Here is a 20,605-nt window from a genome sequence, read left to right as displayed (position 1 = left end):
GAGACTTTTCCTGAACTAATGAACAATGATGCGCTTTACCTTACCCTCTTCCCGTGTTCCCATTCGAACCAGATAAACACCTGGAGCGGCATAAGACATGTCGAGCAGATAGGAATAGCTTATATCACTTTTCCTAACCATATTCTCCACCAGTTTTTGCCCCAGCATATCGTGAACAGTAAGCCACACAGGCCCCTGATAGGTAGTTTTGAACTGAAGGTCGAAAATATTCTGATCTGTAGAACCAATAAGGAGCTCGCCTTGCTGGATCTCAGATTCCTCTATGCCGTCAACAAGCACCACTGTATAATCGTCTGTAGTTCCAAATTCCATGATACTACAAGGATCATTGAGATCTCCTGAAAATTGAGAGCCTACATCTCCTGCTCTTGCCCTTAGCATGTGTTCTCCCAGAGGAGCATTCTCGGGCAGCTGAAATTCAAAAACAGTTGGTCCAGAAGACGATTGAATATCACCAGATCTTATGAGCTGTTCTTCGGGTTCAAACAAAGCATTATCATTAAAGTCTATCCACATAGAAAATTCATTGCTGCCATTGGAGCTAACCCCCACATAGAAAAACTCCCTGTTCACATCGAGCCTTGTAGATACCTGCAGGAAATTGTTATAACCATCGTCGCAATAGATATTTTCATTGATTATTTCTTCCAGGTAAAAGCTGTTGATCCCATCACCAAATACACAGGAAGATCCCTCGGGAATACAGTTGAGGTGTGCTATTGTAGCATCAACTCCATCATTTTCTATGTCACTATCGTTTTGCAGATAAGTGGCAGCTTCAATATAATATTTCCCATTTGCAGAAAAATCAAACGGACTTTCAAATGTGTATGTGATCTGTTCTCCAACTTCCAATGTTTCATCTACTGTTTCTTCGATAAGATTTCCGCCATTCACCCTGTAACCCACTATGAAACCCGACTGAGGCTCCCCTCCAAAATTCTGGATGGTCACTGCAACATTCTCCACTCCAAGATCTGACCCCGTGATAGGACCTACAATCTGGGTTACCCCAATGTCATTGGGAGGCAGGTGAGTGATCTCAACAGAAATAGAATCGTTTTCAGTGTTCATATCTCCTTCGAGTTCTGTGGTAGCCATTAGACTGTATACCTCGTTAAGATTCGAGAGATCAACTGTTGAAGAAAAGGTGAATTCCACTTGCTCAGTGGAAGGGATGGTGCCCGTGAAAGTTTCAGTAATAACCGCACCATTGTTCAGTTGAAAAGAAACAGGAAAATTACTTTGAGGCACACTGCCAAAATTTCTTACAAGAACAGTCACTTCTTCATTTGCAGAGAGCGTGGAAGAAAAAGGCGTGACAATTTTTGTAACTCCCACATCTGTAGTAAATCGTGGGGCAAGTTTAAAAGTGGCGACTCTGTTCACCCTCGTATCATTCACCTCAAAATATTCCCCAATATACCAGAAGGTTTCATCATCTGCAGGATCTATACTGGTATGCGCATAGTCTCCATACCTGTTACTATCATTTGGAGATGAGCTCTCAATGATCGTTGTTTCCTGCAGGGTCATAGTATTCAAGGGATCATTGAAAAACCGGCCTGTAAATTTGAGAGTTGGTAAAATAGGTGATTCAGGATTGTCGTTCATTAAAGTAAAACCCAGACCTATATTCCCATGTCTGTCCATATTGATGCTTCCGCACCAGCGGTCGCTTTGATCTGGCGCATAGGTACCTTCCTGATAAATATACCAGGGTTGACCTTCTCCATTTTGTCTTAATTCATACCACCTGATCCCGGCATGTTCTGCAGTTGTAGGATCAATATCTACAACGAAATTAAATACTACGGAATTGTGGGTGCCAAATCTCCTGTAGGACGTAGGATACATTAGCGCCCCTTGTAAAGCATCAAGTTCGACATCCTCAAATGGTTGTGGTAGATTTGAAAAACCTCCACCGTCAAAAGTGCTGTTAAAAGGGGTTAATCCTTCTGAAGGAGTGATCTCCTGTGATTCTCTTATAGTAGAATTCTGAATATTATTCCAGTCCACATTCACCTCCCAAATTTTCAAATGGTCAATATTTACTCCTAACCATGAATCATCCTGAAAATAAATGATTGGCATTTTACCGGGAGGAGGCATTTGGTCCCCGGTCGCATTCAATGCTGCCGGACTGTAAAAACCATTTTTCCTTATTCCTGGTAGTGGAAAACCAACATGCTGTGCTGCTTGCCCCTGCAACATTTGATCTCTCTCCAGTACAAATACAACCTCATTAACTTCAGGGTTACTCGGGTCTTGATTGGTTGTGACGTAATAACCATCACTCCAGATGAAATACTTTGGGTAATCGGGAAAAGTGCCGGTTGGAAATCTATAGGTATACCACCCGTCGTTTACAGGGTCGGGACCCCGGGAAACTGCAACTAATAGAGCGTTTGAAGGATCTCTTCTGTTAGAACATGACCTTGGGGGCAGTGCAGGGCACCCCGCATATTGAGTAATAAGAAAACGATCGGCAAATTGATCGTAGAGCACAACAGGATCACCCAGCATTTCATTTGTAAATTCTCCTCCAAGGGCAGATAAATTTGTGGGGGGAACAAGTAAATTCCCCTGTTTATCATAAATAGAAAAACCCGAGTTAAAAGCATTTACATAATGATTTGGACCTGCGGCCCCTGTGGGATCTGTAGGGTTCACTTTGCGCTCAACAGCATCAAAAGAGACTATGGCTTGTTTGAAAGGAATATTTCCTGTCTTCTCTTGTAGGGCTGCGTCTATACCTTTAGGGAAACCTTTGCCGGGGACGACCCGGTTAGCTGTCCTGTTCTTAGGATTAACTTCTTTAGCTTCATTCTGTGCCGGTACTATTTCCCTGCTAGATAAAGGTTCAGAAACTCCCGGTTTTGTTACACCCTGGGAAACAGGACCCATGATTTCTTTTGTCTGAGCGCCAGAGCTTAGACACATAAATAGAAAAAATAGAAGAAATAAGTAATTCCGCAACATGTAGGGAGCTTTAACCTATAAAATTAAGAGAATTAGAACGAGCAGAAACAAAAAAAAGAACAATTCGGCAGGAATTGTTCTTTTTTAACTCAATTTAAACAGAAAAAAGCTACTTCTTCAACCAATGCTTAAAGTCGGTTTCTTCTGCTATTACTTTTGAAATTTCACTGATGTGGATTCTCTTCTGTTCCATTGTATCCCTGTATCTTATGGTTACGGTTCGATCCTCAAGGGAATCATGATCTACAGTAATACATAATGGTGTGCCAGCTGCGTCCTGGCGACGGTATCTTCGTCCAATCGCATCCTTTTCATCATACTGGATATTGAAATCCCACTTTAGATCTTCAATGATCTCCTGGGCCAACTCCGGCAGTCCATCTTTCTTCACCAGCGGCAGCACTGCTGCTTTGTAAGGTGCAAGGATTGCAGGTAGCTTCAAGACGGTTCGGCTACTGCCATCCTGGAGCTCTTCTTCCTTAAGGGAAGCCGAAAGGACAGCAAGGAACATCCTGTCAAGACCTATAGAGGTTTCTATAACATAAGGCACATAATTCTCCTGAAGCTCCGGGTCATAGAACCTCAATTTTCTTCCTGAAAATTCTTCATGTGCTTTTAGATCAAAGTCTGTACGCGAGTGAATACCTTCCAGTTCTTTGAACCCAAACGGGAAATTAAATTCGATATCTGTTGCTGCGTTGGCATAGTGAGCAAGTTTCTCGTGATCATGGAAGCGATAATTTTCTTCCCCAAGACCCAATGAAAAATGCCATTTTTGACGCACCTCTTTCCAGTGCTCATACCATTTAAGTTCCTCACCCGGACGCACAAAATACTGCATCTCCATTTGCTCAAATTCGCGCATCCTGAAAATAAATTGTCGGGCAACGATCTCATTTCTGAAGGCTTTCCCTGTTTGCGCGATTCCGAACGGGATCTTCATCCTTCCGGTTTTTTGAACATTGGAGAAGTTCACAAATATTCCCTGGGCAGTTTCAGGCCTTAAATAAAGGTTGGAAGCTGTTTCTGATGAAGCTCCCAGTTTGGTGCCAAACATCAGGTTGAATTGCCTTACATCTGTCCAGTTCCTTGAGCCGGTCTCTGGATCGGCAATGCCCAGCTCTTCAATAAGAGCTTTTACATCCTTTAGGTCTTCATTGGTCAAGGAGCGACCAAGGCGCTCCAGGATCTCTTTTCTTTCAGTTAGATATCGCTGAACACGGTCGTTGGTATTGACAAACTGCTCCTCGTCAAACTTATCTCCAAAGCGTTTTCTTGCTTTTTCGATCTCCTTTTGCGCTTTTTGCAGGATCTTTTCAGCATGATCTTCCACCAGAACATCGGCCCTATATCTCTTTTTTGAATCCTTATTGTCGATTAGCGGATCGTTAAAAGCATCCACGTGTCCAGATGCTTTCCAGGTGGTGGGGTGCATAAGGATAGCGGCGTCTATACCTACTATTTCCTGGTGCAACTGCACCATGCTTTTCCACCAGTAATCCCTGATATTTTTCTTGAGCTCTGCTCCATTTTGCCCGTAATCATAAACGGCACTTAGTCCATCGTAGATTTCAGATGAAGCAAAAATATACCCATACTCTTTAGCATGGGAAATAACATTTTTAAAAAGATCTTCTTGTTTTGCCATAGCGCAAAAATAAAAAAACCGCCCCGATTCAAGCGAGGGCGGTTCAATTAATTATTTATTTGTTCCTATCTAAGGCTAAAGCTGGTAGCACCTATCAAGTTAGCACCTTCATACACCAGGACTTTATATGTACCTTCAATAAGTCTGTCTTCATTGGTGTTTGCAAGGATACAGACATCAAGCTCGTCATTCTCGTAGTACACCTGGGTCGAAGCGCTGTATACCATTACCCCGCCTTCATGCTGTACTGCAATTTGGTCTCCCACCAGTTCATTGTTCGGGTTATACACCTGAACGTAAAGATCCTTATCTCCGGCTTCAGCTAATGTATTTGGTGTGATGGTAAAACAGGTCCTTATCTTGTCAACTCTTCTGGTACGGTCATTTTCAACAAGTCTTCCGCTGTTTCTTTCAATAACCCCTTCCCCTCTTAAATTACTTACCTTTAGCTGGGCAGCACGGTCGATCTTGGATGCCATAGACTGAGTTTGAACCTGTAAGGAATCAGAGATCCTGGTTCTTTCCAACAGCATATTGTTCGTACTATCAATTTCGGTGATTAGTCGCATGTTTTGATTACTCAAGCTGTCTACGACCTTAAACAATTGCTCCTTCTCTGCTTTGAGATTACTTACTTCACGTCGGTATCGGGCAATAAGAGCCAAATTCGCCTCCATGTCCTGAACAGAATCCCTTAAGGCAACGATCCTGTTCCTGGCAGCGCTTAATTCACTGTCAAGACCTTCATTTTCGGCGATTGCCTCATCGTACTTCACTATGAGATCATTTAATTCACCTTCTATTACAGCCTTTTCCTGCTGCAGTAATTCTTTATTTTCTTTTTCTTCATTATAGAATTTGATGGTGTATATTCCTAATGCAACCAAAGCGACTGCCAAGACTCCGGTAAGGATTTTTAAGGCATTATTACTCTTGTTGTCTGTCATAACAAATGATTTTTAACGGTTTACTTTGTAAATTTAGGAGTTTTATTCAGCCTACGGCTAATTTGTTAACAAATGTTTCACGATTTCATTAACCTGCTTTATCCAAAGCTGTGCCATGGCTGCGACTCCTCTCTCAAGAGCAATGAGCATATTCTTTGCACTTCCTGTCTTCATTCCTTACCCGTGGCCGATCATCACCTCGAAAAAGATAATCCCGTGGAGAAAATTTTCTACGGAAGGATCCCGGTGGAAAATGCCACTGCCCTGCTCCTATTCGAGAAAAAAGGAATGGTTCAAAAATTAATTCACAGTCTTAAATATCGGGGACATGAGGAAATAGGATCATTTTTGGGACTCTGGCTGGGAAGTGAGCTGAAACAGATACCTGATTGGAAGAAGGTGACAATGGTCATTCCGGTGCCTTTACACAAGAAAAAGCTGAAAATAAGAGGATATAATCAAGTCACAGGATTTGGCCGGGAAATAGCAAAAGCTCTGGAAGTTCCTTATCGGGATGATATTCTTTTAAAAGTTAATGCCACAAAGACACAGACGCTGAAAAAGCGACTTGCAAGATGGGGCAGTATTGATGAAACCTTCATAGTAAAGGAAACTTTTTTACTGGAAAATGCGCATATCCTTTTGATAGACGACCTGGTAACCACAGGTGCCACTCTGGAGGCCTGCGCACAAAAATTGCTTAAAATTCCGCAGCTAAAAATAAGCATCGCTACCATGGCCGTAACGCATTAGGAACTTCAGGATTAAAGGAATAAATTGTTTCTTTGTACCAAATTTCAATTCATGCACCGTACCGGCATTTATTTTCTGCTGCTCCTAACTCTAACCCTCGCCTTTTCAAGCTGTGCAAAGAGAGGAACCCCAGATGGCGGACCTATCGATATGGAGCCGCCCGCATATGTTAGAGCAAGACCTGAGAATTTTACCACAAACTTTGATGCCAACGAAATAAGGATCTATTTCAATGAATACATAAAACTTTCAGATCCACAGCGACAGATCATTATTTCTCCTCCCATGGATCCAAGGCCGGAGATAACTCCCCTGGGAACAGCTAGCAAATCTATCCGCATCAGGATTAACGATACCCTGGAACCGCGAACTACCTATACGATCAACTTCGGAAGAAGTATTACAGATAACAACGAAGCCAATCCGCTTAGCTTTTTTACCTATGCCTTTTCTACAGGACCTTATATTGATTCTCTCTCCTTAAGAGGAAGTGTCAAAGATGCCATTTTACGCTCCCCAGATCCCTTTATCTCTGTAATGCTCTATGAAGTAGACTCCACATATAATGATTCAGTGATCTATACCCGCGTTCCACGCTACGTTACAAATACTCTGGATAGTGTCACAACCTTTCAGCTCAACAACCTGAAACAAGGCACCTATCAGCTCGTGGCGATGAGAGATGTTAACAACAACTACACCTTTGAACCTCGTACAGATAAAGTAGCATTTTCAGACGAATACATTACTATTCCCACAGATGAGGAATTTGATCTCACTCTCTTCAGCGAAATTCTGGAAGGAAAATTTGAGAGGCCACAGGTAAAGGCACAGCAACATCTAATCTTTGGATACACCGGATTGATTAAAGCCGATAGCATCTCAATTACCCCCTTAGACGTTCCTGCAGACTTTCAGGACCGCATCACTAAAGATGCCAAGACAGATACCTTGCACTATTGGTACAAACCTTTCGAACAGCGGGATACCCTCAAATTTGTCGCACAAACTCCAGGGACGAGAGATACCTTGATAGCCAGGTTGAGAAAGTCAAAAAGAGATACGCTTCAATTTAGTATTCAGCCTACTTCGGGCTTAGGCTTCCGGGAAGACCTAAAGGTAATACCTACAGTACCTCTTGAAGAAATAAATGACTCCCTGATTACCCTTATGCGCAGTGACACTATTCCAATGCCTTTTACGGGCCTCTATGACGAGTGGAACAACACTTACAATATTTCCTTTGAAAAGTCGGAAAAACAGACCTACAGACTAACGGCTTTACCCGGTGCATTCACCGATTTCTTTGGCCGGCAAAATGATACTTTAACCTCCCAGGTTCGAACCCCTGCCCTCGCAGATAGAGGTAATCTAATAGTTAACCTCACCGGGGTCAGAGAATTTCCCGTCATTGTGCAGGTAGCTACTGAAAAAGGGGAAGTTGTAACCGAAAAATTTTCTGATGGCAGCAATACTATCACCTTCAACAGTCTCAAACCGGGGAACTATCTCCTTAGATTGATCTACGACACGAATAACAATCAGGTCTGGGATACCGGAAGTTTTCTTACAAGAAAACAACCGGAATTAGTAGTGTACTATCCCGAACCTATTAGCGTAAGGGCAAACTGGGATGACACTTATCAATTCAATGCCAGTCCTGCTGCTACCCTTCCTCCTCCAGATGCACCGTAAACCTGTCACGATCCTGGAGAAACTTCAGTTGAGAACGTGTGTCGGTCAGGTGCTGCTTGTCGAGCTCCACGAGCTCTACAAATTCAGCTTCCTTCAGGTTGCCTGAGATTTGTTTTCCGAGGGAATCGTATACAGCGGAATGTCCTACATAGTTGAGGTCGCTTCCATCCCGGCCCACGCGGTTAAGTCCAATGCAATAGCTCATATTTTCTATAGCACGGGCCTTTAAAAGGGTATCCCAGGCAGCAACTCTGGCAGCCGGCCAATTAGCCACGTAGATTAGCAAGTCATAATCTTCAGTATTTCGCGCCCACACCGGAAATCGCAGGTCATAACAGACCAGGGGACAAATTTTCCAACCTTTGTAATTCACAATGAGCCTTTCCGTCCCGGCCGTGTAGGTCTCATCCTCTTTGGCCAGCGTAAAGGTGTGGCGCTTATCATATTTTTGCGAGGAACCATCAGGGTAGACAAAATAGAGACGGTTGTAGAAGTTTCCATTATCAGAAATTATCAAGCTTCCGGTGACAGCTGCATCTTTTTCTGAAGCCATTCTCTGCATCCATTTAAAGGTGGGTCCTTTATCGGGTTCAGCCAGATTTTCAGCATTCATGGAAAAGCCTGTTGAAAACATTTCCGGCAGAATGATGAGGTCGGTTTCCTGCGGAAGTTCTTTGATCTTCTGCTCAAAAAGGTCCTTATTTTGCTGAATGTTCTCCCATTCCAGGTTCGCCTGTAGCAGTGCGGTGTTTAAAATTTGTGCCATACGTAAAGGTATTAAAATTCATTTTTTCGCTGCTAAATGCGTGTTAAATGGTTGCATTAGCAGGAGAAGTTGAATAGTTTTAAAAGAGAAAAAACAAAGCTATGAGTTTACAATCCTTTTTTGAAAAAGATTCTTTTCCTTCTAATACTTCGCGCGGAATAATCTCCGGGTTCATTGGCGGTCTTGCGGGCAGTGCAATGAAATCTGTGGTAGAACAATTCCTGCACGTGAGAAAGATCGATCAACGTTCGGCACAGATCAAGATCATGGATAGCTTCTCCAAGAAGCTGGTTGGAAGCCCCATAAAGTTAGAAAATGAAGCCATTGTTGAGCAACTTGTGAATGTACCTCTGGGAGGCACTGTGGGTGCCATCTATGGATATGGAAAACGCGACAAGGAAGATGTCAATATGTTTGATGGTGCCATGCTTGGCGTCACCACCTGGGCTACTACGCACGAAACCAGCCTGCCTCTTCTCGGATTGGAAAAATCTCCTGAAAAGATCCCGCTAAAAACACAGGCCTCAGAACTTTTAGCCCATGTGGTTTTTGGCCTGACTACCGAAGTCGTTCGCGGATATGTGAATAGTCGCCTTCGAGGTGGTGACAATAACGACTAGATCTATTTCACCTTTTTGAGGATCTCTGCTGCCTTTTCGAGAGTTTCATCTGTCTTGGCAAAACAGAACCTAAGTTGCCGGTAGTCCTTTTTATCTTTATTAAAGGCTGAAACAGGAATACTCGCTATACCATATTCTTTGATGAGCCTGCGGGAGAAATCCAGGTCGGGCTCATTTGTTATTTCAGAATAGTTTAGAAGCTGGAAATAGGTTCCTTTTGAAGGTTCTGCCTTGAACGCTGTATCTTTTATTAGGTGCAGAAATTTATCTCTCTTTTCCTGGTAAAATTTCCCCAGTTCCAGGTAGTGGTCAGGGGTTTTTAAATATTCAGCAAAAGCACGCTGTGTAGGGTGATGTACACAGAAGACATTTACTTCCATTACTTTCCAAATTTCGGCCATAAGCTCTTCTGGAGCCACACAGTAGCCCATTTTCCAACCGGTGTTGTGAAATGTCTTTCCAAAAGAAGCACAAACAATTGCCCTTTTTGAAAGGTTGGGAAAAGCCGAGGCACTGTAGTGTTTGGCTTCATCAAAGATGATGTGCTCGTAAACCTCATCACTAAGCAGTATGATATCTGTCCCCTCTAAAAGGTCTTCCAGCTGTTGCATTTCTTCTTTGCTGAAAACATTTCCGCTGGGATTGTGCGGGGTATTGATGATAAGCATCCTGGTTTTGGGTGTTATCTTTTCTTTTAGTGCTTCAAAATCCAGTTTGTAATCCTTGCCTTTCAGCTGAAGAAGAACAGGCTCACCCCCGGCCAGTTCAATTGCCGGCTCATAAGAATCGTAGGCCGGTTTGAGAACGATCACCTCATCTCCCGGTTTGACAAAAGCAGTTATAGCCAGATATAATGCCTGGGTCGCACCATTTGTAACCGTCACTTCAGTATTCTTGTCATACTTCTTTCCATGCAGGGACTCGATCTTGTCTACGATCTGTTCCCTTAGCGGGGAAATCCCGGCCAGAGGTGCATATTGGTTATAGCCGTCAAGCATGGCCTGGTAAACCAGCTCTTTCAGATGTTTATCCGTTTCAAAATTAGGATAGCCCTGGGACATATTTACAGCTTTATGCTCATATGCCATTTTTGACATCACTGAAAAAATGCTGGTCTCGTGCTTCGGAAGTTTGGAGATTATATTATTGACTGCTGACATTCGTTTTTTCTTTAAGGTCCAAAAAAAATCCCGAACAGCAAAGTTCGGGATCTTCAGAAATATTAGGTGTCAAAAATGCTATTTTACACTGGCTCTTAAGTACTCCCTGTTCATACGGGCGATGTTCTCAAGAGAAATTCCTTTAGGACATTCGATCTCGCAGGCACCTGTATTTGTACAGTTCCCAAAACCTTCCTTATCCATTTGCTCCACCATCGCAAGCACACGACGATCGGCCTCCACCTCTCCCTGGGGTAGTAACGCCATCTGGCTTACCTTAGCTGAAGTGAAAAGCATTGCACTTGCATTTTTACAAGCTGCAACACAAGCTCCACAGCCAATACAGGTCGCTGCATAAAATGCTGCATCTGCCTTGTCTTTAGAGATGGGAATAGAATTCGCATCCTGAGTATTTCCCGAAGTATTTACAGAAATATATCCCCCCGCCTGCTGAATTCTCTCAAATGAAGAACGGTCTACAACAAGATCCTTTATTACCGGAAATGCCTTGGCACGGAAAGGTTCAATGGTAATCGTATCTCCATCCTTGAACATTCTCATGTGCAACTGGCAGGTAGTGACCCCCCTGTCTGGACCATGAGGCTCTCCGTTGATCTGTAAGCTACAGGTTCCGCAGATCCCTTCGCGACAGTCATGATCGAAAACCACAGGCTCTTCTCCCTTGTCGATCAGGTCCTGATTAAGGACATCAAGCATCTCCAGAAAAGACATATCGGGTTCCACGCCTCCCAATTGGTAGGTTTGGATTCCTCCTTTTGAAGCGGCATCTTTTTGACGCCATATTTTTAGTGTAAGATTCATATTTTTAATTTGAAGATTTGAAGATTTGATGATGAGTTAATTTTCAAATTCCCTCATTTTCAAATTTTCAAATTATTTATAGCTTCTCGTTTTTACTTCGATATTCTCGTAAACCAGGTCTTCTTTATGTAGGACTGCATCTGCAGGCTCTCCTGTGTATTCCCAGGCAGCTACGTACATAAAGTTCTCATCGTCCCGAAGGGCTTCCCCCTCTTCAGTTTGAAATTCCTCTCTAAAATGACCTCCACAAGACTCTTCCCTGTGAAGTGCATCTTTGGCAAAAAGTTCTCCAAGTTCAAGGAAATCGGCTACTCTTCCTGCTTTTTCAAGTTCAGGATTCATGCCGTCTATAGTTCCCGGAACACGCACATCTCTCCAGAATTCTTCTCTCAAAGCTTTAATTTCTGAAATAGCTTCCTTCAATCCGGTTGCGTTTCTTGACATCCCTACTTTGTCCCACATGATCTTTCCAAGACGCTTGTGGAAGTAGTCTACAGACTTAGTTCCGTTTGTATTTACAAAACGTTCTAATTGCTCACGAATGTTTCTCTCGGCTTCCTCAAATTCGGGAGAATCTGTTGGGATCTTTCCGGTTCTAATGTCGTTTGCCAAATAATCACCCATGGTGTACGGCAAGACGAAATACCCGTCGGCCAGTCCCTGCATCAAAGCTGAAGCTCCAAGTCGGTTTGCACCGTGATCGGAGAAGTTAGCCTCCCCTGCAGCATAAAGTCCCGGTATCGTAGTTTGTAAATTGTAATCAACCCAAAGGCCACCCATGGTATAGTGCACGGCCGGATAGATCTTCATCGGAGTTTCATACGGATTCTCGTCTACGATCTTCTCGTACATCTGGAAGAGGTTTCCGTACTTGGCTTCCACAACAGCCTTTCCAAGTTCACGGATCTGCTCTTCGGAAGCATTTTCTATTTTTTGAGTAGAAACAGCCTCTCTTCCGTAACGCATAAATGCAGCGCTAAAATCAAGATAAACAGCCTCTCCTGTCTTATTTACTCCAAAACCTGCATCGCAACGCTCCTTGGCAGCTCTTGAAGCCACGTCACGCGGCACAAGGTTACCAAACGCAGGATAACGTCTTTCCAGGTAGTAATCTCTGTCTTCTTCAGCCAGTTCTGTCGGCTTCAGGCGACCTTCCCTAATTGCTTTCGCATCTTCCAGTTTTTTTGGAACCCAGATACGTCCGTCATTCCGAAGAGATTCAGACATAAGTGTAAGCTTAGACTGATGTTCTCCAGAAACCGGGATACAGGTAGGGTGAATTTGTGTAAAACATGGATTTGCGAAAAAAGCGCCTTTTTTATGCACCTTCCAGGCTGCAGTCACGTTACTTCCCATTGCATTTGTCGATAGGAAGAAGACGTTTCCATATCCTCCTGAAGCTATCACTACAGCATGGGCGCTGTGTCTTTCAATTTCTCCTGTTACAAGGTTACGCGCTATAATTCCGCGAGCCTTGCCACCAACAAGCACCACGTCAAGCATCTCATGACGGGTATAGGATTTTATCTTTCCGCGGTTGATCTGCCTGTTCATGGCAGAATAACAACCTAACAGTAACTGCTGACCGGTTTGCCCTTTAGCGTAGAAAGTTCGGGAAACCAAAACTCCACCAAAAGAACGGTTATCGAGTAATCCACCGTACTCCCGGGCAAAAGGAACTCCCTGTGCTACACACTGATCGATGATATTTCCTGAAACTTCTGCAAGGCGATAAACGTTTGCTTCGCGCGCACGGTAATCCCCTCCTTTTACGGTATCGTAGAAAAGACGATAATCTGAATCCCCGTCTCCCTGATAATTTTTCGCTGCATTGATCCCTCCCTGTGCTGCAATTGAGTGAGCACGACGTGGAGAATCCTGGTAGCAAAAAGTCTTTACGTTATATCCAAGCTCTGCCAATGTAGCGGCAGCACTACCTCCTGCAAGACCTGTTCCAACAACAATAACATCAATATTCCGCTTGTTGGCGGGATTGACGAGATTGATATCATTTTTATGATTAACCCACTTCTCGGCCAACGGCCCCTGTGGTACTTTTGAATCTAATACTCCCATAGCTTAAATTTTTTCGAGTACGAAATAGATGTAAAACGGAATAATGGCGAATAACAGAGGTACTATAATTGAAAATGCCACTCCGGTCTTCCTTACAAAGTTATTGTACTTGGGGTGGTTGATACCCAGTGACTGGAATCCGCTTCCAAAGCCGTGATACAGGTGAAAACCTATAGCGATCATTGCTATGAGGTAAATAATTGCCCAGATAAGACCCATTTCCGGATCCTGAAAGGTCATAATTGTGAGCGTGTAAAGATCTTTTACAGTCTCTCCATTGGCAGTTTCATAAACAGTGTCATCTAATCCGCCAAACTTCATTTCTCCCCAAAAGTTGATGAGGTGGATCACGATAAATGCCAGAATTACTGTACCCAGAACGCCCATGTTCCTGGAAGACCATTTTGAATTTGTAGCCGGTTTAAAGCTCACATATCCTTTTGGCCTGGCTTTCCTGTTATTCACAGTAAGAATGATCCCATCGATCACATGAAAAAGTATACTCGCGAAAGTCACAATTGACAATACGCGAACAATAGGATTTGTGGTCATGAAAAGAGCATATTCATTGAATTGATCTCTTGCACCAACTCCCGATGCCAACAACTGCAGGTTACCCGCCAGGTGCCCCACCAGGAATAAACATAGAAACAGGCCGGTGAAAGCCATCCAGTACTTCTTTGCAAGTGATGACTTTAATAGCGCAGATTTTGCCATAAAATTTATGATTGTTTTAATAAAGTGGAAACAAAAATACGCCCTTTCACATCATTAGCAAATAAACCCCCTCTAATTAGTCTTTATTTAGAATAAATTTAAAGAAGGTAAATAACTCTCATTTTAGACATATAACCACAAGAGAATAAGAGATTTCCAACTGATAATTGGAGAAATATTACTGAGAAGCTTATAGCCATTATTACTCGTCATTTCCTCAATCCTTCTCAAGGCTCCTCCCTTTTAATTTTTTAAATTTGGGGCACACACTAAAAAATACTCATGAAATATCATCAAATAGACAAAAATCTGTTCATCAAGAACAGAAAGAACTTCACTGAAAAAATGCAGCCGAACAGCCTGGCTGTATTTAATTCAAATGACATCTACCCTATAGGAGCTGATAGCACCATGCCCTTTCAGCAGGCGCGGGATCTCTTTTATTTAAGCGGGGTAGATCAAGATAAAAGTATACTGGTCTTATTCCCCGATGCTCCTTCAGAAAAACACCGGGAAATGCTTTTCCTTACCGAAACGAATGATCACATAGCAGTTTGGGAAGGAGAAAAACTGACAAAGGAAAAAGCCTTTGAAGTTTCAGGCATCAAAAATGTGTTTTGGCTAAAGGATTTTGAAAAGGTATTTTTTGAAGTCATGACACAGTGCGATACAGTTTATTTCAACACAAATGAACATTACAGGGCCAACGTGGAGACCGAGACCCGGGAAGCAAGATTTATAAAATGGTGTAAGCAGCAGTTCCCCGCTCATAGGGTGGCTAAGAGCAACCCAATCCTGCAGCGTCTTCGTTCGGTAAAAGATCCTATCGAGCTCGACTTAATGCAAAAAGCCTGTGATATTACCGAAAAAGCCTTCCGCAGGGTTTTGAAGTTCGTGAAACCCGGAGTTTGGGAATACGAGATCGAAGCTGAATACTGGCATGAGATGATAAGGAACCGCTCAAAAGGTTTTGCATACACTCCTATTATTGCCAGTGGGAACAATGCAAATGTGCTTCACTACATTGAGAACAATCAGCAATGTAAGGAAGGAGAACTTATTCTATTGGATACAGGTGCAGAGTATGCGAATTACGCCAGTGACTTGTCAAGAACAATTCCTGTCTCAGGAAAATACACAAAGAGGCAAAAGGAAGTTTACAACGCTGTTAACCGGGTGAAAGATGACGCCACAAAAATGCTCGTTCCCGGTACAATGTGGGAAGAATATCATAAAGAGGTTGGGAAACTGATGACTTCAGAATTGCTTGGCTTAGGCCTTCTGGATAAAGCTGATGTTCAGAATGAAAATCCCGACTGGCCGGCCTACAAGAAGTATTTCATGCATGGAACCTCCCACAACATTGGGCTGGACACTCATGACTACGGACTCTTATACGAACCAATGAAAGCAAATATGGTATTCACGGTTGAGCCCGGAATCTATATCCCCGATGAAGGCTTCGGAATTCGTCTTGAAGATGACGTGGTGATCCAGGAAAATGGTGAGCCTTTCAACCTCATGCGGAATATTCCTATTGAAGCAGATGAGATCGAGGAAATTATGAATAGTTAATTTTGGTTAGTAGTCAATAGTTCATAGTTAAGAGATTGTAGTGCTGCGGATGTACAACATCCGTGCATCCGCGGCAATTTTTGTTATAAACAATAAAGAAAGGGCTTGTGTCAAAGCCAAAGACAACTTAGGAAAAACCATCAATATGGAAATTCATTTCCGGGGAGCAGAGATCCACTATTCGGTAGTCGGCGAAGGAGAAGCGACAGTTTTGCTTCACGGTTTCCTGGAGTCTTCAGAAATATGGGAAGAATTCCTTCCTGAATTTTCCCGCTATGGAAAAATAATCACTATAGATCTGCCGGGGCATGGCAGGTCGGGATGTATTGATGAAATCCATAGCATGGAGCTAATGGCCGAAGCAGTATTTGACGTACTAAAAACTACAGGTGTCAAAAAGGTCAATTTCATAGGTCATTCTATGGGTGGCTATGTAGGCCTGGCCTTTCTCGAAAAACATCCAGAAATGGTGAAGGATTTCATGTTGCTCAATTCCACTCCGCAAGCAGATTCCGAAGAAAAGAAAGAAATAAGGGATAGATCTATAGAACTCGTCACGAGAAATAAACGCGCCTACGTCACTATGGCAATCAACAATCTACTCTCCCCTAAAAACGCCGAAAAATTTTCAGAAGAAATTGAAGTACTGAAGAAAAGAGCATTACAGTTCCCCACGGAAGGAATTACCGCCGCATTAGAAGGTATGAAAATTCGTACAAGTAAAACTGAGGTGCTAAAAAGATTTTTCGGAAAAAAACTTCTGGTCGCAGGAAAAGAAGATCCTTTAGTCAATATTCAGGAACTTAAGCAATTGGCAGAAGAGCTAGAATGCGGCTTTATCAGCTTTTCGGGTGGACATCTTTCCTATATTGAGAACAAGAAGCAGTTTTTAAAACTGTGTATTTCATCGAAAAAATAAGGTGTTTTATCGGATTTTATGATTGTTTTTGTAGCTTACGCTTCATAACCCTACTCAAACTCTTCAAAAATGGAAAATAAAACGCCCCTTTTGTTTTCTCCCAAAGCATGGATCTGTGCGATTTTCGACCACCGCTTCACGGTATCGCAGAACATTACAGATCATATCAAAGAGTACAAATGTACCCGCTGCGGAGAAGAAATGACAGATACGGCTCAAGGTTTTCTTGCCAAACTCACTCCGAAATTTCGGGAAACCAATGCTTACATAGCAAAGATCCACCAACGGAGATGTGCAAGAAAGTTTTTCACTTCCAAAAGATTTTCTAAAGCCTCCTAGTCTTCTTTTTTCATGGCATTCCAGCCACGGGCGATCAATTCTATCTTCTGGTTGGCACGGGTGACAAGATGCATGCCTTCGCTTTCTTCTGTCATATGCCCAATTACCGTAAAGTTGGGATTCCCCTTAATCTTGTCGTAATCCTTTTGATCGATCGTAAAGAGCAGTTCGTAATCTTCTCCGCCACTTAGAGCAATGGTAGTACTATCCAGCTCAAATTCTTCACATACTGAGATCACAGCAGGGTCAAGGGGAATTTTCTCCTCAAAAAGATTCACTCCGGTTTTGGAATTCTTACAAAGGTGAATGGTTTCAGAAGAGAGACCGTCACTGATATCTATCATAGATGTTGGCTTTAACTCCAGTGCTTTAAAGAGAGGCGGAACATCCTTGCGGGCTTCAGGTTTTAATTGTCTTTCGATGAGATAAGTGTACTGGTCCAGATCGGGTTGGGAATTAGGATTCACCTTGAAAACCTGCTTCTCTCTTTCCAGCACCTGCAACCCCATATAGGCCGCTCCAAGGTCCCCGGTTACCACCAGGAGGTCATTGGGTTTGGCTCCGCTGCGGTACACTACCTCTTCTTCCTTAGCTGCTCCCAGAGCTGTAACGCTTATTATCATTCCTGAAGTAGATGACGAAGTATCCCCCCCTACTACATCAACATTATAAAGCTTTGCAGCCAGTTCAATTCCGGAATAAAGTTCTTCCAAAGCTTCTAAAGGAAACCTGTTTGAAACTGCAATGGAGACAGTGATCTGAGTGGCCCTGGCATTCATTGCAAAGACATCTGAAAGATTAACCATAACAGCTTTATACCCCAGATGTTTAAGCGGCATATAGCTGAGATCAAAATGAACTCCTTCCACAAGAAGATCTGTAGTGATCACTACTTTTTCCTCTCTAAAATCAAGGACTGCGGCATCATCGCCAATGCCCTTTAAAGTATTTTCGGGAGTGATCCCGAAATTTTTGGTCAGATGATCTATTAATCCAAATTCTCCTAATTCTGAAAGGTCTGTTCTGCTTTCCCGACTGTTTTCAAACATAATCTTAGCACATAATTTTTTGCAAAATTAAGACTAATAAGTTCATTAAAAGAAAGAAGCCGGTAAAAAGCCATTTTTGAGAGGTGAGCAAAGAATGCCTTCCGGATTATAACCTGGCAATGAATAACTTAGGCTGAAAAACCTGGGGATGTCAGGGGCAAAGCCGAATAGCGGAAGCTAATGCGCTAATTCTTTTTTCTGATAGGTTTTACCATGGTTAAACCTATTGTTTGTATTATATTTGCACTTAATTTAGAATTAATCTTTATAAGCAATGATAAAGGTAAGTGAAAGCGCCAAAAAGAGGATTGCATCCCTTATGCAGGACGATGGTTTTGATGCAACAAGAGATTTTGTTCGCGTAGGCGTGAAGAGCGGTGGTTGTTCAGGTCTTTCCTATGAGCTGAAATTCGACAACTCGCAGGCCGAAGGAGACCGCCTTTTTGAAGATAATGACGTAAAGATTGTCGTTGACAAAAAAAGTGTGTTATATCTGGCGGGAACCATTCTGGAATATTCCGGAGGACTTAATGGCAAAGGCTTTGTATTCAACAACCCGAACGCGCAGAGAACCTGTGGATGCGGAGAAAGCTTTTCGCTCTAAGTTCAAAGTTTAAGGTTTAAAGTTCAAGGTTATGGCGACAGTGAAGAATTTTGAAGACCTGGAGATATGGGTATCGGCCCGTAACATTTGCAATGACATTTTCAGGATCAAACAGAATTCAGAGCTGAAATCTGACTACAAACTTTACAACCAGATCAACGGCGCATCAGGGTCCATAATGGATAATATTGCTGAAGGCTTTGAACGAAACGGAAACAGGGAATTTATCCAGTTCCTTGCCGTGGCAAAGGCCTCCTGCGGAGAAACGAGATCACAGTTGTATCGTGCTCTTGACAGAATGTATATTGGAAAAGAAGAATTTGATCTTCTTTACAACAAATTGATTTTATTGAGCAAGCAGATAAGCTCCTTTATCAATTATCTGCAAAAAAGTGAATTAAAAGGAACGAAGTTTAAAGATTAAACAACCTTGAACCTCGAACTTTAAACCAGGAACAAAAGAAGATGGCATATACAGAAGATGATTTAAAGAAAGAGCTCGACACTAAGGAGTACAAGTACGGATTCTATACCGATATTGAATCTGATACCTTTCCTGTGGGGCTTAATGAAGATATTGTAAGGGCGATCTCTCAAAAGAAGAATGAGCCGGAATGGATGACCAACTGGCGACTTGAGGCTTTTAGGGCATGGCAGGAAATGATCGAACCCGAGTGGGCAAATGTTCATTATGAAAAACCTAACTTTCAGAACATTTCTTATTATTCTGCACCTTCAAAAAAGCCGAAATATGAGAGTCTTGACGAAGTAGACCCTGAATTACTGGATACTTTTAAAAGACTTGGGATTTCCCTTGACGAGCAGAAAAAACTTGCGGGAGTTGCCGTGGATGTGGTAATGGATTCAGTTTCTGTAACCACTACTTTTAAGAAGACACTGGCTGAAAAAGGAATTATTTTTTGTTCTATCAGCGAAGCAATTCAGGAGCACCCGGAGCTGGTGAAAAAATATCTTGGAACAGTAGTACCTCAAAAAGATAATTTTTACGCCGCCTTAAATTCAGCGGTATTTAGTGATGGCTCCTTCTGTTATATTCCAAAGGGAGTACGTTGTCCAATGGAGCTATCTACATACTTCAGAATCAACCAGGCCGGGACAGGACAGTTTGAAAGGACTTTGGTAGTGGCCGATGAAGGCAGTTATGTGAGTTACCTTGAGGGTTGTACTGCACCATCGAGAGATGAGAATCAGCTGCATGCCGCTGTTGTGGAGCTTATTGCCCTTGATGATGCTGAAATAAAATATTCCACGGTACAGAACTGGTACCCGGGTGATAAAGAAGGAAAAGGCGGAGTTTACAACTTCGTTACCAAACGCGGAATTTGTGAGAAGAACGCTAAGATCAGCTGGACGCAGGTAGAAACAGGTTCGGCCGTTACCTGGAAATATCCAAGTTGTATTTTAAAAGGAGATAACTCTGTAGGAGAATTTTATTCTATTGCTGTAACAAATGATTATCAACAGGCGGATACCGGTACCAAGATGATCCACATTGGAAAAAATACCAAGAGTACGATCATTTCAAAAGGTATCTCTGCAGGTCGCAGCCAGAACAGCTATCGCGGACTTGTACAGATCAACAGCAAAGCCGAAAATGCCCGGAACTTTTCACAATGTGATTCGCTGTTAATGGGTAACAAATGTGGGGCACATACCTTCCCTTATATTGAAACCAAGAACAAGACTGCAAAGGTCGAGCACGAGGCAACAACCAGTAAGATCGGGGAAGACCAGATCTTCTACTGCAATCAGCGAGGAATTGACACTGAAAAAGCAATTGCTCTTATTGTAAATGGTTTCAGCAAAGAAGTACTAAACAAATTGCCCATGGAATTTGCAGTGGAAGCTCAAAAATTACTTGAAATTTCCCTGGAAGGATCTGTAGGATAAC

General features: G+C 42.7%; 18 protein-coding genes. 9 read left to right on the top strand and 9 right to left on the bottom strand.

The window, feature by feature from the left end; all coding sequences use genetic code 11:
• Nucleotides 1–15: 15 nt before the first annotated feature.
• From ACXYMT_RS03395 to ACXYMT_RS03385, 3 genes are all read right to left on the bottom strand, one after another.
• Nucleotides 16–2,928: a GEVED domain-containing protein gene (locus tag ACXYMT_RS03395; RefSeq protein WP_459057680.1), complete on the bottom strand. Its 2,913-nt coding sequence runs from the start codon at nt 2,926–2,928 to the stop codon at nt 16–18.
• Nucleotides 2,929–3,112: 184 nt separating this feature from the next.
• Nucleotides 3,113–4,651 carry a glycine--tRNA ligase gene (locus ACXYMT_RS03390; protein ID WP_459057679.1) on the bottom strand — a complete coding sequence of 513 codons (1,539 nt, stop codon included), beginning with the start codon at nt 4,649–4,651 and terminating at the stop codon, nt 3,113–3,115.
• A gap of 65 nt (nt 4,652–4,716) precedes the next feature.
• Complete coding sequence (locus ACXYMT_RS03385) at nt 4,717–5,598, bottom strand: hypothetical protein (RefSeq protein ID WP_459057678.1); 882 nt, start codon at nt 5,596–5,598, stop codon at nt 4,717–4,719.
• A 72-nt stretch (nt 5,599–5,670) separates the two neighbouring features.
• Here ACXYMT_RS03385 and ACXYMT_RS03380 point away from each other — a divergent pair, with 72 nt between their 5' ends.
• Nucleotides 5,671–6,351: a ComF family protein gene (locus ACXYMT_RS03380; RefSeq protein ID WP_459057677.1), complete on the top strand. Its 681-nt coding sequence runs from the start codon at nt 5,671–5,673 to the stop codon at nt 6,349–6,351.
• Nucleotides 6,352–6,402: 51 nt separating this feature from the next.
• Entirely contained in the window at nt 6,403–8,046 is a 1,644-nt protein-coding gene (locus ACXYMT_RS03375; protein ID WP_459057676.1) for an Ig-like domain-containing protein, read from the top strand.
• Here ACXYMT_RS03375 and ACXYMT_RS03370 read toward each other — a convergent pair.
• Complete coding sequence (locus tag ACXYMT_RS03370) at nt 8,018–8,812, bottom strand: amidohydrolase (RefSeq protein WP_459057675.1); 795 nt, start codon at nt 8,810–8,812, stop codon at nt 8,018–8,020. The genes ACXYMT_RS03375 and ACXYMT_RS03370 overlap by 29 nt on opposite strands.
• A 101-nt stretch (nt 8,813–8,913) precedes the next feature.
• Between ACXYMT_RS03370 and ACXYMT_RS03365 the strand changes: the two genes are divergently transcribed.
• Complete coding sequence (locus ACXYMT_RS03365; RefSeq protein ID WP_459057674.1) at nt 8,914–9,432, top strand: DUF1440 domain-containing protein; 519 nt, start codon at nt 8,914–8,916, stop codon at nt 9,430–9,432.
• Nucleotides 9,433–9,434: 2 nt separating this feature from the next.
• Here the strand turns inward: ACXYMT_RS03365 and ACXYMT_RS03360 are convergent, their stop codons facing one another.
• From ACXYMT_RS03360 to ACXYMT_RS03345, 4 genes are all read right to left on the bottom strand, one after another.
• Nucleotides 9,435–10,592, bottom strand: coding sequence for a methionine aminotransferase (locus ACXYMT_RS03360; RefSeq protein WP_459057673.1), 1,158 nt, complete (start codon nt 10,590–10,592; stop codon nt 9,435–9,437).
• A 78-nt stretch (nt 10,593–10,670) separates the two neighbouring features.
• Nucleotides 10,671–11,414, bottom strand: a complete 744-nt coding sequence (locus ACXYMT_RS03355; protein WP_459057672.1) for a succinate dehydrogenase/fumarate reductase iron-sulfur subunit — start codon at nt 11,412–11,414, stop codon at nt 10,671–10,673.
• Between the two features lie 72 nt (nt 11,415–11,486).
• On the bottom strand, nt 11,487–13,490 hold the full coding sequence (locus ACXYMT_RS03350; RefSeq protein ID WP_459057671.1) for a fumarate reductase/succinate dehydrogenase flavoprotein subunit: 2,004 nt from the start codon (nt 13,488–13,490) through the stop codon (nt 11,487–11,489).
• 3 nt (nt 13,491–13,493) lie between these two features.
• Nucleotides 13,494–14,207 carry a succinate dehydrogenase cytochrome b subunit gene (locus tag ACXYMT_RS03345; RefSeq protein WP_459057670.1) on the bottom strand — a complete coding sequence of 238 codons (714 nt, stop codon included), beginning with the start codon at nt 14,205–14,207 and terminating at the stop codon, nt 13,494–13,496.
• A gap of 282 nt (nt 14,208–14,489) precedes the next feature.
• Between ACXYMT_RS03345 and ACXYMT_RS03340 the strand changes: the two genes are divergently transcribed.
• The 3 genes from ACXYMT_RS03340 to ACXYMT_RS03330 all read left to right on the top strand — a co-directional run bounded on the left by ACXYMT_RS03340 (nt 14,490) and on the right by ACXYMT_RS03330 (nt 17,040).
• A complete protein-coding gene (locus ACXYMT_RS03340) occupies nt 14,490–15,782 on the top strand; it encodes an aminopeptidase P N-terminal domain-containing protein (protein WP_459057669.1) in 1,293 nt (430 codons plus the stop codon).
• Between the two features lie 145 nt (nt 15,783–15,927).
• The gene (locus tag ACXYMT_RS03335; protein ID WP_459057668.1) at nt 15,928–16,701 is read left to right on the top strand and encodes an alpha/beta fold hydrolase; all 774 of its coding nucleotides are present in this window, start codon (nt 15,928–15,930) and stop codon (nt 16,699–16,701) included.
• Nucleotides 16,702–16,770: 69 nt separating this feature from the next.
• Nucleotides 16,771–17,040, top strand: a complete 270-nt coding sequence (locus tag ACXYMT_RS03330) for a hypothetical protein (protein ID WP_459057667.1) — start codon at nt 16,771–16,773, stop codon at nt 17,038–17,040.
• Here ACXYMT_RS03330 and thiL read toward each other — a convergent pair.
• Nucleotides 17,037–18,089, bottom strand: a complete 1,053-nt coding sequence (thiL, locus tag ACXYMT_RS03325; protein ID WP_459057666.1) for a thiamine-phosphate kinase — start codon at nt 18,087–18,089, stop codon at nt 17,037–17,039. The two genes, ACXYMT_RS03330 and thiL, sit on opposite strands and share 4 nt — an antisense overlap.
• Before the next feature lie 274 nt (nt 18,090–18,363).
• Between thiL and ACXYMT_RS03320 the strand changes: the two genes are divergently transcribed.
• From ACXYMT_RS03320 to sufB, 3 genes are read left to right on the top strand one after another with little or no spacing between them, the layout of a single operon-like run.
• Nucleotides 18,364–18,693, top strand: coding sequence for a HesB/IscA family protein (locus tag ACXYMT_RS03320; protein ID WP_459057665.1), 330 nt, complete (start codon nt 18,364–18,366; stop codon nt 18,691–18,693).
• Nucleotides 18,694–18,724: 31 nt separating this feature from the next.
• Complete coding sequence (locus ACXYMT_RS03315) at nt 18,725–19,117, top strand: four helix bundle protein (RefSeq protein ID WP_459057664.1); 393 nt, start codon at nt 18,725–18,727, stop codon at nt 19,115–19,117.
• A gap of 41 nt (nt 19,118–19,158) precedes the next feature.
• Complete coding sequence (sufB, locus tag ACXYMT_RS03310) at nt 19,159–20,604, top strand: Fe-S cluster assembly protein SufB (protein ID WP_459057663.1); 1,446 nt, start codon at nt 19,159–19,161, stop codon at nt 20,602–20,604.
• Nucleotide 20,605: the final 1 nt, after the last annotated feature.

The organism is Salinimicrobium sp. CAU 1759 (assembly GCF_054482715.1).
The sequence above is the reverse complement of the archived record's forward strand: the minus strand, read 5'-3'. Positions and strand labels throughout refer to the sequence as shown.

Coding starts and splice junctions, on each gene's coding strand:
- ACXYMT_RS03395 (WP_459057680.1), bottom strand. CDS start 2,928: ATGGGTCCTGTTTCCCAGGGTGTAACAAAACCGGGAGTTTCTGAACCT.
- ACXYMT_RS03390 (WP_459057679.1), bottom strand. CDS start 4,651: ATGGCAAAACAAGAAGATCTTTTTAAAAATGTTATTTCCCATGCTAAA.
- ACXYMT_RS03385 (WP_459057678.1), bottom strand. CDS start 5,598: ATGACAGACAACAAGAGTAATAATGCCTTAAAAATCCTTACCGGAGTC.
- ACXYMT_RS03380 (WP_459057677.1), top strand. CDS start 5,671: ATGTTTCACGATTTCATTAACCTGCTTTATCCAAAGCTGTGCCATGGC.
- ACXYMT_RS03375 (WP_459057676.1), top strand. CDS start 6,403: ATGCACCGTACCGGCATTTATTTTCTGCTGCTCCTAACTCTAACCCTC.
- ACXYMT_RS03370 (WP_459057675.1), bottom strand. CDS start 8,812: ATGGCACAAATTTTAAACACCGCACTGCTACAGGCGAACCTGGAATGG.
- ACXYMT_RS03365 (WP_459057674.1), top strand. CDS start 8,914: ATGAGTTTACAATCCTTTTTTGAAAAAGATTCTTTTCCTTCTAATACT.
- ACXYMT_RS03360 (WP_459057673.1), bottom strand. CDS start 10,592: ATGTCAGCAGTCAATAATATAATCTCCAAACTTCCGAAGCACGAGACC.
- ACXYMT_RS03355 (WP_459057672.1), bottom strand. CDS start 11,414: ATGAATCTTACACTAAAAATATGGCGTCAAAAAGATGCCGCTTCAAAA.
- ACXYMT_RS03350 (WP_459057671.1), bottom strand. CDS start 13,490: ATGGGAGTATTAGATTCAAAAGTACCACAGGGGCCGTTGGCCGAGAAG.
- ACXYMT_RS03345 (WP_459057670.1), bottom strand. CDS start 14,207: ATGGCAAAATCTGCGCTATTAAAGTCATCACTTGCAAAGAAGTACTGG.
- ACXYMT_RS03340 (WP_459057669.1), top strand. CDS start 14,490: ATGAAATATCATCAAATAGACAAAAATCTGTTCATCAAGAACAGAAAG.
- ACXYMT_RS03335 (WP_459057668.1), top strand. CDS start 15,928: ATGGAAATTCATTTCCGGGGAGCAGAGATCCACTATTCGGTAGTCGGC.
- ACXYMT_RS03330 (WP_459057667.1), top strand. CDS start 16,771: ATGGAAAATAAAACGCCCCTTTTGTTTTCTCCCAAAGCATGGATCTGT.
- thiL (WP_459057666.1), bottom strand. CDS start 18,089: ATGTTTGAAAACAGTCGGGAAAGCAGAACAGACCTTTCAGAATTAGGA.
- ACXYMT_RS03320 (WP_459057665.1), top strand. CDS start 18,364: ATGATAAAGGTAAGTGAAAGCGCCAAAAAGAGGATTGCATCCCTTATG.
- ACXYMT_RS03315 (WP_459057664.1), top strand. CDS start 18,725: ATGGCGACAGTGAAGAATTTTGAAGACCTGGAGATATGGGTATCGGCC.
- sufB (WP_459057663.1), top strand. CDS start 19,159: ATGGCATATACAGAAGATGATTTAAAGAAAGAGCTCGACACTAAGGAG.